Origin of the sequence: Flectobacillus rivi, assembly GCF_030056655.1 — a bacterium.
In the GTDB taxonomy this organism is placed as follows: domain Bacteria; phylum Bacteroidota; class Bacteroidia; order Cytophagales; family Spirosomataceae; genus Flectobacillus; species Flectobacillus rivi.
Map to the genome: position 1 here is coordinate 141,192 of NZ_JASHIE010000005.1, position 19,938 is coordinate 161,129.

At 37.2% G+C, this 19,938-nt stretch carries 16 protein-coding genes and 1 riboswitch; of the genes, 7 read left to right on the forward strand and 9 right to left on the reverse strand.

From position 1 onward, the window contains the following. Positions 1-227 precede the first annotated feature (227 nt). The 5 genes from QM481_RS08475 (at position 228) to QM481_RS08495 (ending at position 7,336) form a co-directional block, all read left to right on the forward strand. Positions 228-1,637, forward strand: coding sequence for an APC family permease (locus QM481_RS08475; protein WP_283381420.1), 1,410 nt, complete (start codon positions 228-230; stop codon positions 1,635-1,637). Between the two features lie 220 nt (positions 1,638-1,857). Continuing rightward, positions 1,858-4,245 carry a glycoside hydrolase family 127 protein gene (locus QM481_RS08480; RefSeq protein WP_283381421.1) on the forward strand — a complete coding sequence of 796 codons (2,388 nt, stop codon included), beginning with the start codon at positions 1,858-1,860 and terminating at the stop codon, positions 4,243-4,245. 293 nt (positions 4,246-4,538) lie between these two features. Continuing rightward, on the forward strand, positions 4,539-5,375 hold the full coding sequence (locus tag QM481_RS08485; RefSeq protein WP_283381422.1) for a hydroxymethylglutaryl-CoA lyase: 837 nt from the start codon (positions 4,539-4,541) through the stop codon (positions 5,373-5,375). Positions 5,376-5,407: 32 nt separating this feature from the next. Continuing rightward, entirely contained in the window at positions 5,408-6,604 is a 1,197-nt protein-coding gene (locus QM481_RS08490; RefSeq protein WP_283381423.1) for an acyl-CoA dehydrogenase family protein, read from the forward strand. A gap of 126 nt (positions 6,605-6,730) precedes the next feature. After that, positions 6,731-7,336, forward strand: a complete 606-nt coding sequence (locus QM481_RS08495; RefSeq protein WP_283381424.1) for a porin family protein — start codon at positions 6,731-6,733, stop codon at positions 7,334-7,336. 238 nt (positions 7,337-7,574) lie between these two features. Here QM481_RS08495 and QM481_RS08500 read toward each other — a convergent pair whose 3' ends face one another. The 7 genes from QM481_RS08500 to QM481_RS08530 form a co-directional block, all read right to left on the reverse strand. After that, a complete protein-coding gene (locus tag QM481_RS08500; protein ID WP_283381573.1) occupies positions 7,575-9,929 on the reverse strand; it encodes a TonB-dependent receptor in 2,355 nt (784 codons plus the stop codon). 175 nt (positions 9,930-10,104) lie between these two features. Continuing rightward, positions 10,105-10,201: riboswitch (TPP riboswitch) on the reverse strand. A gap of 61 nt (positions 10,202-10,262) precedes the next feature. Further along, complete coding sequence (locus QM481_RS08505) at positions 10,263-11,240, reverse strand: AAA family ATPase (RefSeq protein WP_283381425.1); 978 nt, start codon at positions 11,238-11,240, stop codon at positions 10,263-10,265. Positions 11,241-11,559: 319 nt separating this feature from the next. Further along, positions 11,560-12,804 (reverse strand): DUF4350 family protein, encoded by a 1,245-nt coding sequence (locus QM481_RS08510; protein WP_283381426.1) that lies wholly within the window; start codon positions 12,802-12,804, stop codon positions 11,560-11,562. Positions 12,805-12,930: 126 nt separating this feature from the next. Beyond that, complete coding sequence (locus QM481_RS08515) at positions 12,931-13,491, reverse strand: hypothetical protein (RefSeq protein WP_166550890.1); 561 nt, start codon at positions 13,489-13,491, stop codon at positions 12,931-12,933. Between the two features lie 22 nt (positions 13,492-13,513). Next, entirely contained in the window at positions 13,514-14,260 is a 747-nt protein-coding gene (locus QM481_RS08520; protein WP_283381427.1) for a DUF4129 domain-containing protein, read from the reverse strand. Between the two features lie 182 nt (positions 14,261-14,442). Continuing rightward, a complete protein-coding gene (locus tag QM481_RS08525) occupies positions 14,443-15,408 on the reverse strand; it encodes a DUF7847 domain-containing protein (RefSeq protein ID WP_283381428.1) in 966 nt (321 codons plus the stop codon). A gap of 161 nt (positions 15,409-15,569) precedes the next feature. Continuing rightward, positions 15,570-16,520 carry a stage II sporulation protein M gene (locus QM481_RS08530; protein WP_166550887.1) on the reverse strand — a complete coding sequence of 317 codons (951 nt, stop codon included), beginning with the start codon at positions 16,518-16,520 and terminating at the stop codon, positions 15,570-15,572. Positions 16,521-16,590: 70 nt separating this feature from the next. On the opposite strand from QM481_RS08530, the gene QM481_RS08535 reads away from it, so the two are divergent. Continuing rightward, positions 16,591-17,325: an RDD family protein gene (locus QM481_RS08535; protein ID WP_283381429.1), complete on the forward strand. Its 735-nt coding sequence runs from the start codon at positions 16,591-16,593 to the stop codon at positions 17,323-17,325. Here QM481_RS08535 and QM481_RS08540 read toward each other — a convergent pair whose 3' ends face one another. Beyond that, positions 17,326-18,186, reverse strand: a complete 861-nt coding sequence (locus QM481_RS08540) for an AraC family transcriptional regulator (protein ID WP_283381430.1) — start codon at positions 18,184-18,186, stop codon at positions 17,326-17,328. A gap of 207 nt (positions 18,187-18,393) precedes the next feature. Here QM481_RS08540 and QM481_RS08545 point away from each other — a divergent pair, with 207 nt between their 5' ends. Further along, positions 18,394-19,179 (forward strand): phytanoyl-CoA dioxygenase family protein, encoded by a 786-nt coding sequence (locus QM481_RS08545; RefSeq protein WP_283381431.1) that lies wholly within the window; start codon positions 18,394-18,396, stop codon positions 19,177-19,179. Positions 19,180-19,560: 381 nt separating this feature from the next. On the opposite strand, the gene QM481_RS08550 is transcribed toward QM481_RS08545, so the two are convergent. Beyond that, positions 19,561-19,755: a hypothetical protein gene (locus QM481_RS08550; RefSeq protein ID WP_283381432.1), complete on the reverse strand. Its 195-nt coding sequence runs from the start codon at positions 19,753-19,755 to the stop codon at positions 19,561-19,563. Positions 19,756-19,938: the final 183 nt, after the last annotated feature.

A 19,938-nucleotide genomic window follows, 5' to 3' on the forward strand; every position in this document is an offset into this window, starting at 1 on the left:
ACTCAAAATTTTAATTTGTAGGATTACCCTCATAAGTATGCAAGATATATCTGAGCTTCTTTGAGAATATTTTACCTAATGCCTAAGGCTTACAGCCTAAAGCAATATGATTCTATTTTGCATTAATACCTGACTTTATTGAGTGATTGAGTGGTGGAGCGGTTGAGTGAGTATGAAGATTTGCACTTATTCAATCACTCATTCATCAATCACTAAATCACTCAACTATGTCTCAAGAACAACCGTCCTTCAAACGCTCCTTTCGCCTCTTCGATGCCACTATGATTGTGGCGGGCTCCATGATCGGGTCAGGGATTTTTATTGTAAGTTCTGATATTGTCCGAAATGTAGGTTCTGCTGGAGGGTTACTTTTAGTATGGGTTCTTACTGGATTACTCACTGTAGCGGCGGCCGTTAGTTATGGCGAGCTGAGTGGTATGTTTCCCAAAGCAGGAGGGCAGTATATTTACCTCAAAGAGGCCTTCAATCCTCTGATTGGGTTCTTGTATGGTTGGAGCTTTTTTACCGTAATCCAAACAGGCTCTATCGCAGCCGTTGGGGTTGCCTTTAGCAAATTTTCGGCCTATCTTTTTCCTGTTTTAAGCGAAAAAAATATTCTATTTTCAGTCCTAGGACTCAATATTTCAGCAGCACAACTTACCTCTATAGCCCTTATCATTTTTCTTTCGTTTATCAACACGCGTGGTGTTCAATACGGCAAATATGTCCAGTCAATTTTTACTGTGACCAAACTGCTTGCCTTATTTGGATTAGTTATTTTTGGGTTTATTCTTACGGCTAATGCCGAAACTTGGCATCATAACAGGGAAACAGGCTTTTCTATTCAACAACTTACCTCTTCAGGATTTTTACCATATACGGGTTGGGCTGCCTTCGGAGCAATCGCCGCTAGTATGGTGGGAAGTTTGTTTAGTAGTGATTCTTGGAATAATGTGACATTTATCGCTGGTGAAATCCAAAATCCACAACGCAATATTGGTCTAAGTCTTTTCCTAGGAACACTCATTGTAACAAGCATTTATTTGCTCGCCAACATCATGTATGTTTCGGTATTAGATTTACCGTCGATTGCTTTTGCAGAAAATGATCGAGTAGGTGTGGTAGCTTCTCAACATATTTTTGGAGAAGAGGGCACTATGATTGTTGCCATTTTCTTAATGATTTCGACTTTCGGTTGTGATAATGGACTTATCTTGGCTGGCGCCCGTGTGTATTACACGATGGCAAATGACGGTCTATTCTTCAAAAAAGTAGGAGAACTGAACAAAAATGGTGTTCCAGAAAAAGCACTATGGATTCAATGTGCTTGGGCTTCGGTTTTATGTTTGAGTGGTAAGTACGGCGAACTCCTCGACTATGTGATTTTTGCAGTACTCATTTTTTATGCACTTACTATTCTAGGAATTATTCGTTTACGAATCAAAAAACCAAAACTTGAAAGACCTTACAAAGCATTTGGATATCCATTTGTGCCATTACTGTATATTTTTACAGCAACTTGTATTTGTATTTTATTACTTATTTATAAACCCAATTATACTTGGCCAGGCTTAGGTTTAGTATTATTAGGGATACCTGTTTTTTATATATTGAAAAAAAATAATAGTGAGTTGTGAATTATGAATGAGTGAATTAGTGAGTTGTGAATGAGAGTATGTTAAAAAAATATATTTGGCATGTATCGAAAAAACAAAATTTCCACTCGCCTGCTACTAAAACAGCAGGGTAAAGAAAATAACTACAAACTTCCTCATTGAAATTTAAAAGAATTTAGTTGTTTGACTCATTTTATTCACTAATTCACAATTCACAAACTCACTAATTCAATAAATAACTATGATACACAAAACGATACTTTTCTGCTTTTTTTGTTTAGGAGTTTTTGCCCAAAAAGGCGATTATCCTATTCAGCCTGTGGCATTTACACAAGTTCATTTTAAAGATAATTTTTGGACGCCCAAAATGCAGGTAAACGCCAATGTGACTATTCCTTACACGCTTAATCAGTGTAAAATCACAGGGCGTATTGACAATTTCCGTAAAGCAGCAAAGCAAATCCCTGCCGATAAAAGCACTTCTTTTACGTTTGATGATACCGACCTTTATAAAGTCATTGAAGGGGCTTCTTACAGTCTACAAACACAGAAAAACCCTCAACTAGAAGCCTATCTTGATTCCTTGATTACGATTATTGGCTCAGCGCAAGAGGCAGATGGCTATTTATATACTTTTAGAACCATGCCTATCCAAAAACCTCATGAATGGCTTGGCGCTAAACGTTGGGAAAAAGAAGAAGATTTGAGTCATGAACTCTATAATGCTGGTCACTTGTTCGAGTCAGCAGTTGCACATTATCAGGCAACAGGCAAAAAGAACCTTTTGAATATTGCCATCAGAAACGCTGATTTATTGGTAAAAACCTTTGGCTGGGGAAAAGAAGAACGCTTTCCTGGACACCAAATCGTAGAAACAGGTTTGACAAAATTGTATAGAGTCACTGGCAAAAAAGCCTATCTTGATTTAGCTAAGTTCTTTTTAGATTTAAGAGGCAAAGAAGGACACCTCAATCAAGAGTATAGCCAATCGCACAAAAAAGTCGTAGATCAACATACTGCTGTTGGTCATGCGGTACGTGCCACCTATATGTACACAGGAATGGCCGACGTGGCAGCGCTTACTGGCGACAAAGCTTACTTGTCTGCGATTGATGATATTTGGCATGACGTAGTTGATAAAAAACTTTACATCACAGGAGGAATCGGTGCTACAGGCAATGGCGAGGCTTTTGGCGACGATTATGATTTGCCAAACATGAGTGCTTACGCAGAAACCTGTGCTGCTATTGCAAATGTCTATTGGAATCAACGTATGTTTTTATTACACGGTGATGCTCAATATGTTGATGTTCTTGAAAGAACACTTTACAATGGTTTGCTTTCAGGTATTTCATTGAGTGGGGATAAGTTTTTTTATCCTAATCCACTGGCATCTATGGGGCAACATCAGCGTCGTGCGTGGTGGGATTGTGCTTGCTGTGTTTCAAATATGACTCGCTTCCTACCTTCAGTACCGGGATATACGTATGCTCAAAATCAAAAAAATCTTTACGTAAACCTTTTTGTAGGAGGGACTGCCACTATTCAATTACCCAATACAGCTGTGACGATTACCCAACAAACGGCATATCCTTGGGAAGGGAAAAATGACATCACGATTGCTCCTGCAAAAACAGCGCAATTTGCTTTACGCATTCGTATTCCGGGTTGGGCATTAAGTAGACCATCATCAGGTGATTTGTACAAAGATGAAACACCAGAAAGCCCAATCCAGCTTTTGGTAAATGGTAAAGTATTTTCTTATACCATAGAAAAAGGCTATGCTGTAGTGGATAGAATTTGGAAAAAAGGCGATAAAGTGAGCTTCATACTTCCTATGGATGTAAGAAAAATTTTGGCTAACAGTAATGTAAAAGCTGACAAATCAAAATTCGCCTTACAAAGAGGTCCAATGGTATATTGTTTGGAAGGAAATGATAATACCTCTGCATCAGTCATGAGTTTGGTTGTGGATAAAAGTGCTCCTGTTACAGCCTCTTATCAACAAGATTTGTTGAACGGAGTAATGACTTTGAACATGAAAGGTTTCACCACACAAAGACAAGTAGGTTCTGAAGAATTGGTAAAGAAAACAACAGACATCAAAGCGATTCCCTACTATTCTTGGGCCAATCGTGGAGCTACCGAAATGACAGTTTGGATTCCGTATGAAGAAACGGCAGCACGCCCAACGCCTGCGCCAACTATTGCCAGTAAAAGTAAGGTGTCAGGTTCTGTGAGCAATCCATTGATGCTCAAAGCACTAAATGACCAATATGAAGTAGAAAACTCGAATGACAAAAGTGCCAATTTCTTGCACTGGTGGCCTAAAAAGAATACTACAGAATATCTTCAATATGACTTCGACCAAACTTACACGGTATCCTCGTCAAGTATTTATTGGTTGGATGATAGTCCTTGGGGAGGCTGTCGTATTCCTGCTTCTTACAAGATTTACTACCAAAAAGATGGTGAATGGATTCCTGTAAAAGTCATTAATCAAAGCCCTATTGCCAAAGATCAGCTCAATACTATACAATTTGAGTCCGTAACAACCAAGGCAATCAAAATGGAAGTGCAACTACCTGTTGATAATGCTGCTGGGGTTATAGAGTGGGCTGTGAAGTAGATTTAAGCGATACAGCAAGCAAAATAGATAATGCTCTTTTGCTTGCTGTATCAAGTAATCATATTACCTTGTATATCCCAAATCATAAATCCTCAATCCGATATTATACTAAGAGCTTTGTGTTAGACGTTTTAATAACAAATACTTTCACTCTCAAAAAAAGACATTTTCTAATTACCTAACCATTGTAATTGCATGAATCCCAGTCAGAAATCTTCTGATTGGGATTTTTTGTTTTTTCACAAGAATCAATCATATTGAGTACTGAAACAATCATCAATAAACAAAAACCTATGAAAATTATCGAATGTCCAAGAGATGCCATTCAAGGCTGGAAATCACCTGTTGCTACTGCATTGAAGGTAGAATATCTCAACACACTACTACAAGTAGGATTTGACACATTGGATTTTGGCAGTTTTGTCTCCCCCAAAGCGATTCCTCAAATGGCCGACACAGCGGAGGTATATCATCAGCTGCAATTGGAAGGTATTTCAACTAAATTATTAGCAATCATTGCCAACCTAAAAGGAGCCGAACAAGCAGTTTTGTTTGAGCATATTACCTATCTAGGATTTCCCTTTTCTATTTCCGAAACTTTCCAACAACGCAATACCAATAGCTCAATTACTCAAGCTTTCGAAACAGTTAAGGCAATACAAGCATTATGTCTCAAACATGATAAAAAACTAGTAGTTTATTTCTCTATGGGTTTTGGCAATCCCTACAGCGACCCATATAGCCCTGATATTGTTGGAGAATGGGCTGAAAAAATGGCTTTATTGGGTGTTGAAATTATTGCTTTATCAGATACCGTTGGCGTTGCAGAATCTCCATTAATTGAGCAATTATTTAGTCATTTGATTCCGCTTTATCCTCAAATCGAATTTGGAGCCCATTTTCATGCGAGCCCTTTTAATTGGGAAGACAAAATTCAAGCAGCCTATCAGGCAGGTTGTCGTCGTTTTGATGGAGCTCTTGGAGGCTTTGGTGGTTGTCCTATGGCTAACGATGAACTTGTAGGAAATATTAATACGATAAATCTTATTGAAAAATTCAGAGACATATATCCTATCAATCATCAAGCTTGGCAGAAAGCGGTGGAATTGAGTAAGAAAATATTTATTTAGCTTTGACAGCTTATCTTAAAACAAACAAAACCATGGAATTTTATCAATCAAACAAAGTGGATAACTTCGAGTCTCCTGATTTTTATCAAATAGATGATTTATTGACCGAAGAACACCTCTTAATACGCCAATCCGTAAGAGATTTTATTAAAAAAGAAGTGTCTCCTATTATTGAAGATGCTGCTCAAAAAGCTGTCTTTCCTGCTTACTTGGTTAAAAAGTTTGGAGAGATGGGGCTTTTTGGTCCAACAATTCCCGAAAAATATGGGGCTGGAGGATTGGATTATATCGCTTATGGTTTGATGATGCAGGAAGTTGAAAGAGGCGATTCAGGTTTGCGCTCAATGGCTTCTGTCCAAGGCTCGTTGGTGATGTATCCTATCTATGAATATGGCTCAGAGTCGCAAAAGCAAAAGTATTTACCCAAATTAGCCTCAGGTGAATATCTAGGTTGTTTTGGTTTGACCGAACCAGATTTTGGCTCAAATCCTGCGGGCATGAAAACTCGAATCGAAGATAAAGGAGATTACTATTTGCTTAATGGCTCAAAGATGTGGATATCCAATGCGCCAATGGCAGATATTGCCGTAGTATGGGCAAAAAACGAACAAGGTCGTATCAAAGGACTTATCGTAGAACGTGGAATGGAAGGCTTTTCAACGCCTGAAATACATCAAAAATGGTCTCTTCGAGCAAGTTGTACGGGCGAATTGGTATTCGATAATGTCAGAGTTCCTAAAGAAAATCTATTACCTAATGCCGATGGCTTGCGTGGTCCTTTGGGTTGTTTGGATTCGGCGCGTTATGGCATAGCATGGGGTGCTTTGGGGGCTGCGATGGATTGTTATGATTCTGCCAAAAAGTATGCTTTGGAAAGAATTCAGTTTGATAAACCTATCGCTTCTTTTCAATTGGTGCAAAAAAAGTTGGCAGAGATGCTTACTGAGATTACCAAAGCTCAATTGATTTGCTGGCGATTGGGGATGCTCAAAAATGCTGGTAAAGCCACGACAGCACAGATTTCATTGGCGAAGCGAAACAATGTTGACATGGCCTTGAAAATAGCTCGTGAGGCACGCCAACTACATGGAGGTATGGGCATTACAGGCGAGTACCCCATTATGAGACACCTCATGAACCTCGAATCAGTGGTTACTTATGAGGGTACACACGATATTCATTTATTGATTTTAGGTGCTGAAATAACGGGGATTTCGGCATTCAAATGATAAACCGCTTACTCAATCAAGCAAAAGGTGCTCAATAATTTGGGATGATTTTGGGTTTTATAGTCAAACAGCGACTCAGCTGGGTATGTCGTGATTGTTTTATTTTTCATTAAAATCCTTAATCTTATGCTTAACATTAAAAAATTCGCCATCCTTGCTTTATTGTGTGTATGTTCGCCACTTTTAAAAGCACAAAATTTATCTTTTGGCCCTACAATTGGGGTAAACTCTTCAAGTCTTTCGGGACTGACTGATACAAAATCAAGAACGGGGCTTTCTACAGGGCTTTTCCTGAATTATAGCTCTACTTCTCACTGGGGTTTTGGAATGCAGGTATTGTATAGCCAACAAGGCGCTAATTATGAGAGAAGCGATGATTATCTCAAATTAGATTATGTACAGGTGCCTTTGCTTGCAACGTATTACTTTGGTTCACAAAAGACAACAGGTTCTTGGAGACCAAAAGTATTTGCTGGTCCTCAAATAGGCTTTTTAACAAGTGTAGCCAATAAGAGTGGATATGACTATGCTGGTAGCTATAGTTCAACAGATGTAAGTGCTGTTTTGGGTGCGGGTGTAAATTATGCACTAAGCCAAAAAATGTGGTTGAATTTGGATGCTCGTTATGCACTAGGACTTACAGATATTGCCAAAAGTCCAACTTTAGAAGTATCCAATCGTGTGTTTAGTGTTAACGTAGGACTAAGTTTTCCTCTTGGTACATACAAATAAAAAGGCTCGTAAGATTACTTACGAGCCAGAGAACCACTTACTAGGAATAACTTTATAGATTATAGAAGTATTAATTTGCTTTAAGGAAAAGACGAATGTGTACACGTTTTGTATACTTCCGAAAAATAGCAAATATTCATTAGGTAGTGGTAGCGAATCTTATTAAACGGTCGCACTTTATGCAAAAGCCCCGAAATAATCAGTATTTCGGGGCTTTTATTTTGCAAGCTGTCAGGTTTTAAAACTTAATGTTCACACCTAGCAAAAAGTTAAATCCTGCTTGTGGGTAATAAAAGTTTTCAGTAACAGTTTTGCCCTCGTAGATATAGCTATAGGTATATCCATTTGATTCGTAAAGCGTATTGAAAATGTTGTTGCCCAATAAACTCAATCCTAACTCTTTACAGAACGAAGGTTTGAATGTATAAAGAATTCGTAAATCGTTGGTGAAATAAGCATTCAACTTACGGTTTTCATTGCTTGTGTTGTCCATATATTGCTTTCCTACGTATTTTGACAACAATCCTAATTCAAGTCCTTTTGTTGGTGTATACAACAATTGCGAACCACCGATTACATTGGGTGAAAAGGCTATGTCTGTTTTAGCAAACTTATTTTCCACATCAATATAAGGTTCATCATAATTTGGGACTACCTCTGTAAAATTATTGATTTTGTTGCTTGAAAGAGTAGCATTTACATTCCATTTCAATGCTTTTGTTAATTGAACTCCTGCTTGCAACTCAAGTCCCATTCTGTAGCTACTTGGTACATTGACACGGATTGGAGTACCTACATCGTTTAATTTTCCTGTCAAAACCAATTGGTTTTTGTAATCCATCCAATAAGCATTTGCCTCAAAAGCTACTTTTCCTTTTTGTGTTTTAAAGCCTGCTTCTAAATCACGCAAGGTTTCTGCTTGTGGTGCTTTTCCTGGGTTATCTACAAAGTCTGAACGGTTCGGCTCTTTGTTACCAATACTATATGACAAAAATGCAGATGTTCCTGCCGAAACCTGATAGGTTAAGCCCATTTTTGGATTAAAGAAATTGTAGTTTTTACTTTGTGAAATATCTACCAAATTATCGTCAATTCCTTTAATGCTATAGCCAACAGTACGATATTGCAAATCAGCAAATGCATTTAACTGCTCGCTCAATTGATAATATACTTTTCCGTAAATATTAAAGTCTGTTTTTAGAGCTGTGCCACTGTAGTATTTATCACCTAGCTTAGCTGTTGAAGCATATTGTGCCCAAATAATTTGTCCGTAATGGCGACCATCATATTGGTTCCAAGCACCACCAATGTTGGCACTCAAGCGATTATTACCTTTATAATCGAATGAAAATGTACTTCCATAAAAATCATTATCCAACCATTTTTGACGAACTAAATCCGTTTTTGTGATAGTCGTATTGCCAATAACTACATTGGGTAAACCGTATTTTGAGAACTTGTCTTGCTCCTTAAATTGCTCATAGTAGCCACGTCCGTAAGTATAATGCAAGTTGAAGTTGAATGTCCAGTTCGACGAAAGGCTATGCGATGATAATAATTGGTAATGGTCTTGCTGATAATTATCGGTTTGGTTTGGATAGGTATAAGGATTGTAAGTACGGTTAGTGCTCAACAAATACTCAGGAACACCTTCCCATGCTTGGTAAGTTTTTTCCTTACCAGAAAATACATTCAAACGATAAAAAGATTTTTTGGTAAAATATGCACCTGATAAATAAAACGAACGAAGGTCGGAAGAAGCACGATCGATATAACCATCAGATTTAAGTCTCGACAAACGTGCATCTACTGTAAAACGATTATTCAAAAGGCCTGAACCTACTAAAACGGTATTTTTGAAAGTATTAAATGATCCAAACGAGTTGTTTGATTCTGCGTAAGCGTCTTTTCTAAATTCGTTTGTAGACATATTGACACTTGCCCCAAATGCTCCAGCTCCGTTGGTAGACGTACCCACGCCACGCTGAATCTGAATCGAGTTGGTCGAACTGGCAAAGTCTGGCATGTTTACCCAATAAACTCCTTGTGATTCGGCATCGTTGAGCGGAATACCATTGATGGTAACATTGATACGGGTAGCGTCTGTACCACGAATACGAATACCCGTGTAACCAATCCCAGCCCCTGCATCCGAGGTAGTTACCAACGAAGGCGTAAAGTTGAGCAATTGTGGAATATCCTGACCCAGATTTTGTTTTTGAAGGTCTTCTTTGCTCACATTGGTGTAAGCTACAGCAGATTTTTCATTAGCACGAGTAGCACTTACCACTACTTCGTCGGCCATAAAAGAGCTTTTTTGAAGCGAAAAAGAAATGTTAGTATTTTGCTGAAGCTCGATAGCATTACTTTGCTTTTCAAAACCTACGAAGCTTACTTTGATGGTATAAGTGCCTTTTTTGAGGTTTTTGATAACAAAATTACCTTGTGCATCAGTAATCGTTCCACGCATCGTATTGTCGATGGTAAGGGTTGCGCCAGCCAATCCTTTTTTGGTTTCGCTGTCTGTTACTTTACCCGAAATACTCAATTGTGCATAAGCCGATATGGTCAGGCTGCACAATAACATAACCATAAAAGCTTTTTGCGCCAACTCGCTTAGAAGAGTTTTTGCGAAAAAGCGCTCAGTCGTTAAATTTTTCATCATTTTTGAAAACATAACGACAGGTAAAGGAGCCAAATCCTGTCCGATTTAACAATAATAATAACCCGTAAAAAATTGATTGATTGAATGATAGAAAGATTGTATCACGATCTATCATCAAAATCCCTTCGACAGCATTACCTGTATCAGGTTCAATGGGTATAATCTCAGCCCGTTGTTATGAGGCACCCCTTTTTTGTGATTGTGACAACAAAGGTATGATGAAAAGTGATACAATCGATTTTGAAGCTAGAAAAGTTTGAATTATCGTGGTACTTCTATTTTTTGTACAATTCCTTTGAGAACATCTTCTACATTAGCTCCTTCCATTTCTTTTTCGGGTGTAAGTGCCACACGATGACGAAGAATAGCAGGTAATAATTCTTGAATATCTTCGGGCGTAACAAAATCTCGTCCACGAATGGCCGCAAAGGCTTTAGATGCTTGCAACATGGCTACCGAAGCACGTGGAGAGGCGCCTAAATAGAGGAATTTTGAACGACGGGTTTCGTGAATCAACTTGGCAATGTATTCCAAAATGTTTTCTTCTACAATGACTTGTTTTACTTTGGCTCTCAAGCTATACAATTGTTCAGAGGACAAAACGGACGAAATACTTTCTTCTACTTTGCCTGCATCTTCTTTAGCACGACTTTGATGACCTTTCAAAATATCAATTTCTTCACTGAGATTGGGGTATCCTACCAAAATCTTGAACATAAAACGGTCAAGTTGTGCTTCTGGGAGGCGATATGTTCCTTCTTGCTCAATAGGGTTTTGAGTAGCAATCACCAAAAACGGAAATGACATTGGATATGTAGTACCCGCATTAGTAATCTGACGTTCTTCCATCACCTCAAACAAAGCCGATTGCGTTTTGGCAGGTGAACGATTGATTTCATCGATTAGTACAATATTGGAAAAAATGGGACCTTTTCTAAACTCAAAGTCACTGACTTTGGGATTAAAAACGGCTGTGCCTATTACATCTGAAGGCATCATATCGGGCGTAAATTGAATACGGCTAAAGTCTACCGAAATTGTGCGTGACAACAATTTTGCCATCAAGGTTTTGGCAACGCCAGGCACCCCTTCCAAAAGAATATGTCCATCGGCTAAAAGTGCTGTAAGCAACAAATCAATCGTTTGTGGCTGACCAACAACAATTTTGCCTATTTGTTCGCGTATTTCTGTAACCGCCTGATGTAATTCGCTTAAATCTATGCGTGATTCAAAATTCATAATTTTGGTAAAAGAGCGTGAAATGGTATCAATAAGTATAAGTTACAAGGTGAAGTTTCACCACCACTTGAGTAATGTATTAGTAGGCATAAGTGGCAGAGGCACAAAGGCACAAAGGGGTTTCACCATCACCTGAGTAATGTATTAATCAGTTTCAAAAGCTCTGTAGGAGCTTTTGAAAAGACTTATCGCTGAAAAAATCCTAATAAACAGACATATTAATCATCAGCTTTAAGCGATATGTTATAGGCTGAATTATTCATTTTTATAATACTGCCAAAATCCGATTGCTCAAAGCTGACCGCCGAAAGCCTATCTTTTATGCTTTGACCGTTTGATAAAACTCTTCAATGGCTTTATTGAGTTCAATAAGTTCTTTTTCGGAGATGCTATTTACCGTATTCAAATGCTGAATTGCATGAAAAAGAGCTTGTAGTTTACCTAATTCTAACCCAGATTTATTACTTAATTCTGTCAAAAAATCTTCATCTATTTGATAGGTATTGAGATAAAATTTATCTCTGATAAAGTGTAACAAATGAGTTACTTTCTTTTGTGCAATAGTCAAATGTTCTTTTTTATTAAAATATAACTGACCTATGGTCTTGACAAATATGACTGAGGTATTTTGAGGAACATCAATAATAGGAATAATTCGTTGACGACGTTTGGCCTCAAAAACCATAAAAAGGACAAGAGCCAAAAGCGTCAGATAATAAGCCCATCGCAGGGCTGGTTGACTTACGATAAACCTAAAAGGTGATTCGTCGTAAGAAGCCTCGCTGGCTTTACGAATAGACTTGTTCATTACCCTAAAACGAGAACCAATAGAAGGCGCCTGATAATATTCATCCCAATAAATAGTTTGCTGTGGAAGATAGCGCAAGGCATTTATCGCAAAATAACAATTTTGAGGCTTGATGAGATAATAGTTACTAAAGGCTCTAGGGATGGAATTGAGTAATAAAGAACCTTTACCCCATTTTACCTGAATAAAAGTAGGCTTTTTGAGATGATTGTAAGCAAGAACGGTCCATGGTACTGTAGATTTAGTAGTATCAACAAAAAAAGCTTCTGCATCTTCCATTCTAAAGTTAAAGGGCTTTTTTTGACGGAGTTCTGAGTGGGTAAAATTAAGCGATGTTGCTGTGCCCTTCTTCAGGATACTGATATAATCTGTCGAAAGATGCAGTGTATCGCCAAGCGAGCCAAAATCTTCGGCTGAAATAAAGGCCGTATTTCCCATTGACACAAACCTTAACAGCTTTATCAATGAAATAGAATCTAGCGTAAAAGTATTACAAATGTTAATATAAGAAGTGTGTTGTAAATCAACACTTTGCTCTGTGTGTCGGGCTAAAACAGGGAATTTTTCGTCATGAATTTCCTGCGAAGGAAAAAGCTCAGGGAGAATTTTGTATAATATTTCACCTCCAAATGGTATATCGTCTTGGTTTGAATAGGTAGATGTCCAAATGACTGGCTTGGGCTTATATATTTCGACTAATATAAAACCCAATAGTGTAATACCCAATACAATAAGATATTTAGTTTTCTGCGTCATTCAGCGGTGCGATGTGGTTTTGTGTTGATAAAAGATGGTCTTACATTCCTTCCACACTTTTTCCACAAATCTATGAATCTATGTCAAATAAAAAAGCATTTGAGCTAACTCAAATGCTTTTTTATTTTATTCTTCCTCTTCTTCGTCATCAGTCACCGTAGTGATACTTTTGACCTTTGAGTTTTCGCAATAAATTTCTAGGAACGAATCCGAGCTACCAAACTGTACACTAATAGTAATCCAAGAAGGATTAAACTCGTCTATATCACGGATTTTGTAAGATTTAGGAAACATCTTTTTCACCTTTGCAATAGGGTCTCCTACTTTCAATCCTCCAAGGTTATCAAGTTGGAATTTTGTCGATTTTAACTCAAAACCGCTCACCATTTCGTCCATTACATAGAAAGAATCTTTTCCATAAAGATAGATTTCAAAATGGTCACTATTTTGTGCATCAGGAGTTTCTTCTTTTCTAACAGAATCTGGAGATCCTAATTTTTCTAATAAAGCGCCGTAAGGACCTCCTAATTTCACACCAGAAATGATTGTTGATTCAAAATTGATGGTATCATATTCAACTTCCTCAATGCGTCTATATTGGCTTGTTTCTACAATAGTGGTTTTAAAAGAGCTGAATGTTAGGGCTGTTGAAACTCCCAACAAAATAATTAAGCTTATCTTTTTCATGTTATTATCACGCGTTTTGAGGCTATCGCCTACTTCGTGTTATACTGCGATTAAAGTTGGAAAATTGATTTTGTATAGATTCAAATTCGATGGCACTAATCAAAAAATCTCCGTACCAGATGTATTCAAAAAGAGTAGTAAGAGATTCAAATTCTTGACGTAATTCGGTTGATTGTAATTCGTAAATATAACTCCGATTGGTTTTGTTCAATCTCCACTCAATTAGGTCTTGATTACTCAAGGATTTTAATACTTGTAAATAGTACAAGCGAGTGGCCAACCTAAACTGTTGAGTAGACAAAGCGCTCTCAATTGCTTTTTCAAAATCTAACGCATGAATATCTTGTTCTAGTACTTGATAATCAATAGAAATAGATTGGTCTTTGCGTCCGAAGATATTTGCAAATTCAATACCAATTAGCTTCATAATGACAAAGATTATCACAATTGCTAAAAAAACATACATACCTATCTTCAACGATTTGCCTGTAGTGCTTTTTTCGAAAAACTGCGCAATCCAACGTAAAAACATCATCCAAAGCCTACCACTCCACGACATTTGCTCAACAGGAACGGTTTGATACTGATACTTTTTTTGCTTTCGAAGACTCGTCAACGTTTTGTCTGGTTGCTTGGGCGGACTCAGTTGTGTGAGCGAATCTACACGGCTTATTTGCCCTTGAAGACGGCAAATAGGCAGTAGAGTCACCCAAAAACATAGTATGACGTATTTTAAAATAATAGGAATATGTCTTTTTTTGACACTCATTTTTGAGTTAGAAAAATAATGATCCAGTTTCAAGTCATTGAGGATTTGGCACTTCTGATTTCGGGACTCTTAAACCATACCTTCATTTTACATAAAGCGCAATCCTGTATCCGAAACTGATGCTTTATAAAAGCTTTTGCAAACGACTATATTACAAGCTTAGCATTGGAAGTTCAAAGCCATTAGTGATTACCCAAGTTATTGATTTGTTTGAATAGACTATTACCGTCTTTTTTCTCGACAAGATTAAAATATTGGAATCCTAAAGCGATATAGGTAATAGCCGATAAAATAGACGAGCCCACCATCGAAATTACGGTTGATACCACAACCACCCAGTCGCTAGTCATGCTAGATTGGATACCAAGTATTTTTAACACTGATAAGATACCCGCAGGAAGGCTGAATACAAGTCCAATAAAGTAAACAATGATTGATACAATCATGACTAGTCCGAAAGTAGACCACCATTTACCTTCGATAAGATATTTGGCTCTACGAAGCGAAAAACCAGGGCTAGCATCTTCAAAAACGATTATGGCTGGACTCAGCAAAAACATAATCATAAAATAGATCATGACTGCAAAAATCACTAAGCCAAAAATACCAATAATCATTGGACCTGCTACACCACCCACAGCTACACCCAAGGCTCCAATAGCAAGGGATGCCAAAATAATGATGCCAAAAAAGACTAGCAATACCAAGAAAAAGCCTCTAAAAACAGGAAGGAAATGTATTTTCACTTTTTCTGTTACTCTTTCTACTGTAATTCGTGATACAGAATCCTCCAAATAGCATTGCATATAGCTATAAACCGTTACGACTAAGAGCACCATTGAAATCACGGTAGCAAACAATAAGATAAAATAGGCGGGTCCGATGATATCTATACCACTTTTACTAAATCTTCTTAATATTTCTTCGACACCAGCGTTGGCATCCATGGGTGTGTCAGAGGCTGTGCTATTTAATACATTGATTTGATGGAATCCACCAGCAATGCCTGCAATAAGCAAAACGGGACCCACGATAAACAATAAAGCAAGAAATAAATCTTTGAAATTGAGACGAACAAAAGAGAAAGTATCGTTAATTTTTTGACTAAAATCACGCTCTCTTTCAAGAGGTAGGTACTGTTTTTCCATAATAGTTGTATTGGTAGTAATCGGGGAAATAAGCTAAAAATAAGGTTTCTGAAAATAGAATAAGCTTTTGCTCAATGGTCTTTTCGTAAATATTGTGTAAAATGGCAAGTGGAGATTTTTCAAATTTTAAACTCAAAATTCATTCCTATTAGTGTTGTATTTTAAGACAACTGACTTTTTTGAAATACTTTTTGAGGATATACGATAAAATACCACACAATAAATAGGAAAGATGGTACAATTATGAGCAAACTATAAAAGATATTTAGATGCTGGCGAGTAATAAAACTTTCGATAAAGCCAGCCATAATAAACAAAGGTACTAAAGCAATAACGATTTTAATGCCATTTTTTGCGCCAATCTTGAAAGATTCCATACGCGAATAGGTCCGAGGAAATAAAAGGCTATTCCCCATCACTAATCCCGCACACCCTGCCACAATTATCGAAGAGATTTCTAAAACGCCATGCAACCAAATTGTCAATAAAGATACTTTTAGAAAACCTTGCTGATAACAAAAATATTGAAATACTCCTAGCATAATTCCATTGGTGATAAGCATATACGCAGTGCCTGCCGAGAAAAAACATCCCATTACAAAACAAACAAAAGATACTTTGATATTATTTGAGGTAATCTCCAAAAACATCATTAGCGGATCGCTACCTCCGTACACTGCCAATGGGTCTCCTTTTCGAATGTTTTCAAGCGTCATATCGATATAATCATCGCCTAAAATCAGTCGAGCAAAAGTATCGTCGTGTGCCACCGATATAGCCCCAATTACTGCCGAAATAAATGTAATACAGAAAGCTACCCAAAGCTCTTTTCGAAAACGAAACAAGAGATAAGGCACTTCAAATTTCCAAAACTCAACAAAACGATTGGAGGATTCTTTCTTATTGGCGTAAATTTTTCGATAAAATTGAGCCGTTAATTCATTCAAATAACGAGTAGTCGTTGAACTAGGATAAAACGTCTGAGCATAGGCCAAATCGTCGGTTAATTCTATAAATCTTTCGGCTAGTGTATCAGAATGAATACTTTGTACATCTTCTTCAAAAGATTGCCATTTATCAAGATTTTGTTTCTTAAATAATGCCTCTCTCATGGTGGATTTTTGCTTAAGGTAGTTTAATTTTAAGCAATATATCAAAATAACTTTACCACTGTGATAGATAATGAGTAAAATAAAAATACGGACAGCTCAAAATGTCGAAGTAGCTTTTACACCAGCTAGTATCGGAGATAGAATTATCGCATATTTGATTGATTTGGTAGTCTATTTCGCTTGGATTCTTGTTTTTTCTTTGATTGCTACATGGTTGGATGACAGTCTATTCAATAACAGAATCAGAACTATTCTTTTCTTTGGATTTGGTATTTTGCCCCTCTTTTTTTATGATTTAATTTGCGAAATTTGGCTCAATGGACAAAGCATTGGGAAAAGAGCTCGAAATATCAAAGTGATTAAGTTGGATGGTAGTGCACCTACTATCGGTGCCTATATTTTACGATGGATTTTTAGAATTATTGATTTTAGTATTTTGGGTCAATGGGTAGGTGTGGTAGCTATTGCCGCAGGTGGTAAAGGACAACGTTTGGGAGATATGGTGGCTGGTACTACTGTTGTGCGTATAGAGCCTAAGGTTTCACTCGATGCGCTCCGACAGCCAGTACTCGACGAAGCTTATGAGGTTATGATTCCAGAAGTAAGCTTATTGTCAGATGCCGATATTGAAATTATCCGTCAAGTAATTCAAAGAGTCGAAGAAACACAAGATGAGCGCTTACAGAGTCAAACAGCCCAAAAGCTGAAAGAAATCATGCAAATAGAGTCAAGTCTTGACGATAATGCCTTTTTGACACAAGTTATAAATGACCATACTTTCTTGATGGCTTATGGTGACGAATAATCACATTGTTTGAAAAAGTTTACGATATCCAAGCGGACTTTGTCCTGTAAAGGTTTTGAATTGCTTGTTGAAATGTGATACATTGCCAAAACCACTTTCAAAACATACTTCCGCTACTTGTTTGTCGGTACCAATCAACAAATTACAAGCGTGTTTGATACGATATTCAGTAACTACGTCGAGAAAGGTTTTCTTCGTAACTTTTTTGAAATATCTACAAAAAGCTGTTTCGGTCATATTGGCTAAATACGCGGCTGTTTCCAAGTGAACTTCCTGCGTATAGTTTTCAATCACATACGCATAAACCTTATTGATTCGCTCTAAATCGACTTTTGCTAATTGGTATGCTTGATTTTGATTTTCTAGAAGCTGATAATCTTGTGGAGCTTGCGCAATTGTATTTAATAAATCCAACAATCCTAATACTTTTTGAACAGGGGGAACATTTAGTAAGAAAATTAATTCTTTTGCAATTCGTTTTTTGGTATTGCCCGTAATAACTAAGCCTGAAGCTGATTTTTCTAACAAATGACCGATCGCTTGCATTTCGGGTATGGAGAAAAATTTTTCTCCTAAAAAGTCTGCTTTAAATTGTACCACTACAGCCTGTGACGAATCTTCCATACCTATCGTTTCATTTTTCCAGCAATGAGGCAAGTTGGGACCCATCAAAACCAAATCTCCCGCACTAAAATCTGCTACATGATTACCTATATATCTTTTGCCTTCACTCTTTACAATGAGAGTTAACTCATATTCGGGATGAAAATGATAGGGAGCATCGAAATATGGCAAACTAAAATGTCTGAACCTTAAGGATTGATTCAAACCATTATCTAATTGCTCTAAGGAGGCTTTCATTTTGGTAAAAATTATACTTAGTATAAGAATTCTGACAGGAAATAGGTAAAAATGCACAAATATTGGTAAAAAACGACAAAACCCGCCCGAAAAAATTTATGTTATTTTGTCTTCGCCAAGAATCAAAAATACGGCAGTCCGTCTAAAACTTGTTATTATTCTAGAATTAAATGTATGGTTAGTTTATCCTTTCCCGACTTATCCTCTATGTACCAGATTAGTGTTCAACAACAACTTGAATATCAGCAAAATGGACATATTTTGCTGCAAAATGTAGTGGGTTCGGAAGATATTGAGCTTTACCGACACCTAATTTATAATGGTGTAGAAAGGTTCAATACTGAATTTCGTGACATGTCAGAGCGAGACACTTATGGCAAAGCGTTTCTGCAAGTGATGAATCTTTGGGAAGTAGATGAAGACATCAAGAAATTTACTTTTGCCAAACGATTTGCTCAAATCGCTGCTGATTTGATGGGGGTCGAAAAAGTACGTTTGTACCATGATCAAGCGCTTTTTAAAGAAGCAGGCGGCGGCCATACCCCATGGCATCAAGACCAGTATTATTGGCCTATCGATACCAGCAATACGATTACAATGTGGATGCCTTTGATAGATATTTCGGAAGAAATGGGTATGCTTACCTTTGCCTCAGGCTCACATGAATTAGGCTTTTTAGGTAACCTCGCCATTTCTGATAAGTCGGACGATGTGCTAAAGAATATTGTAGAAGAAAAAGGCTATCCTATTGTAAGAGCCTCCTCCATGAAAGCAGGCGATGCTACTTTTCATGCTGGCTGGACTTTGCACAATGCTCCAGGAAATAACTCTTCAAAGACAAGGGAAGTGATGACGATTATTTTTGTAGCCGATGGAGCAAAAGTTTCTGAGCCTAAAAACTCTCATCAAGAAGCTGACCGTCAGCGATGGACAAAAGGTTTACCTGTTGGTAGCTTAGTAGCATCTGAGTTAAATCCTGTTTTGAATGGCTAAACGTAGAGATAATACGTTATTAGTTAGCGTTTGTCTAAATTTTATAAGTCATTAGAAATTAAAAGCATGTATTTGTTTTCCTGAAATCCTGTTGTTTGAGCCGCAGGCGAGTTTAGGATTTCTTGACTTTCTTTTGTTACTTTTCTTGTGTCAAGACAAGAAAAGTAAGGTGTGGCGAAGGGAAATTTTGTTTCTTCTACAAATGCCAAATAAAATTTTTAAACATACTCTTACTTCTATATCAGTTATTGATTTGCTTAACAAATATTATTTTATTAGGCTTTAAGGCAAAAATGTACTGATTCTTCCATAAGAAATTCTTGTATTGTTTTCTCTTAAAGCCTATTGCTAAAAGCCTACAGCAGGTCCATTACCCTAAGCCTAATGTTTCGGACAGCCGCAGTCTTTTTTACGGAACAAACCCCATAAAAATCCTTTTTTACGTCTTCTTTTATATGTGCTTTTGGTAGTTGATGCTGAGATATGTGTTTCGGCAGACTTATATTCTATCGTATTAGCTTCCGATTCTAGTTGTAAGCAACATATAGCAAAACCCAATAAAATTACCTTTTTCATAAGTGCTTGGCGTTGTTATATAGGAAAATGACTGAGTGATAACGGACAAAATTAAAAGCAAAGTAAATAGATATTGCTGAATTAGTAGTTCTTAGATAACGAAAGCTTTGAGATTTAAGTATAAAAAAAGGGAGGCATTCCTAATTTAGTGATTTACAATTGAGTGAATGAGTGATTATTCTA